Source organism: Bartonella sp. AA74HLJMH (assembly GCF_042197045.1).
Lineage (GTDB): Bacteria > Pseudomonadota > Alphaproteobacteria > Rhizobiales > Rhizobiaceae > Bartonella.
On sequence record NZ_JBHIRJ010000152.1, the window covers coordinates 339 to 609 of the forward strand.

Below are 271 nucleotides of genomic sequence, written 5' to 3' on the forward strand. Positions count from 1 at the left end.
GCAAGTTGAGTTATATACGACTCTTGCCGAACGTGGTAAAAGAGAAGAACTTGAACATTTACATGGTTTACAGCCTCTACCAGGGTCAACTTCTTTTACGAGGCAACAGCAGCCTTTGGGGTTAGGACATGCTCTTTGGTGTGCGCGTGAATTAGTTGGCAGGGAGCCTTTTGCTTTGTTATTACCGGATATGCTTATACAATCTAAAAAGGGCTGCCTTTCTGAGATGATCAATCTTTATGAGAAAACGGGTGGAGGAAATATCATCGCG

General features: G+C 43.5%; 1 pseudogene. It reads left to right on the forward strand.

Annotated elements, in window-relative coordinates:
* A pseudogene (locus ACFINH_RS10290) lies at positions 1-271 on the forward strand (UTP--glucose-1-phosphate uridylyltransferase); the annotation flags it as partial.